Source organism: Brevibacillus fluminis (assembly GCF_003710825.1).
Classification (GTDB): domain Bacteria; phylum Bacillota; class Bacilli; order Brevibacillales; family Brevibacillaceae; genus Brevibacillus_D; species Brevibacillus_D fluminis.
In genome coordinates, this window is the sequence record NZ_RHHQ01000063.1 from 1 (window position 1) to 1394 (window position 1394).

Below are 1394 nucleotides of genomic sequence, written 5' to 3' on the forward strand. Positions count from 1 at the left end.
ACCAGTTCTGTTTTCTTTTCTTCTTCATCAAATTCGTCTTGTGGCATTCTAACTAATTTCTTCATGATTCCCTTTTCATACAAAGCCTTAATTAAAATGATCAATATTGGCGAAGCAATAATACCAGCAACACCAAATATGGATAACGAAATAATCATGAAGGAAAACATCGTGAACGCAGAAACTCCGAGTGAATCACCAGCAATCTTTGGTTCCGCAATTTGTCTAAAAATCATTGAGAACGCTAATAGACCAAGCAAATATAGTCCAAAGCCCGTTTGCCCTACGATGAGAAGATAAACTGCCCAAGGGATAAAGATGACTGGCATCCCCAGCAACGGAAGAATGTCGAGCAATGCTGATAACAACGCAATGGTAAGTGCGTTATCCACACCAGCAAACAACAATCCGAGGAAAATGATCATAAAGGAAATACAGATTAGCAACAGCTGCGCCTTTACATACTTTCCGATTCCATTGAGGACATTTTCCTTCAAAAAAATAAATGCATTCTTGAATGTGCGTGGCGTTTTCTCTGCAGCGATTCTTTTCCAGTCACCTATTTCCAGGCTCAGGAAATAAGCCAAGATAATGCCGACTACGAAATTAAAGAACATCGTGGAGAAAGAAGTGATCGCACCGACAGTTCCTACAAGTGCAGCACTTAAATACGCGGAACTTTTTTGAGCGATTAGCCCTACATATTCTTTGGCTTTTTCAAGCACTTCTGGTGGCAGCGCATTAATTTTACTTTGGTAATAATCAGCGTTTTTCACAATCTCACCCTGTAACAGATGAATATACTTGGGAATAATCGCTGACAAACTTAGAATTTGATTTGTGATTACCAAACCTGCTACAAATATCACCCCAAGGACAAGCAAGATGAATACTATCATCGCTATATTCGTAGCAATAGACTTTTTCAACCCTTTCCGATGCAAGAAATTTGCGGTTGGTGCCACCATAAAGTAAATGAGCAAAGCGATAAAAATCGGGGTTGCAATCGAAAACAAATACGAAAAGCTAGACATGATTAGGAAGATGGTTAACACCACTAATGCCAAATCAAATGCCGTCCTTGCGTATTTTTTGTAAAACGCAATCATTCTCTCACCTCTACTATTATTTTATAACACGACTGTCTCCTACATCCGCCAGCTTGAACGGCCCCTACGTCAATAAGTCAGAATTTGTGAAAAAGGTATAATTCGAAGGAGCTTGCCCAGGTTCCTTTTTTTATTGCGTTGCTTTTATGAAATGACTCAAAATCGACAAGCGGGGATGAGCTGCAGGGTGCCCGCTATGCCGTGTTCGGATGCGGGGACCGGAACTAGGTCCCTCATTTGTTACAAACTACATGAAAACCCAACAGAAAAGAAACACTAGAACCG

General features: G+C 40.4%; 1 protein-coding gene. It reads right to left on the minus strand.

Annotated features, from left to right (window positions below):
* On the minus strand, nucleotides 1-1109 hold a 1109-nt coding region (locus tag EDM56_RS30880), incomplete at its 3' end, for an AI-2E family transporter (RefSeq protein WP_122921744.1).
* Between the last annotated feature and the right edge of the window lie 285 nt (nucleotides 1110-1394).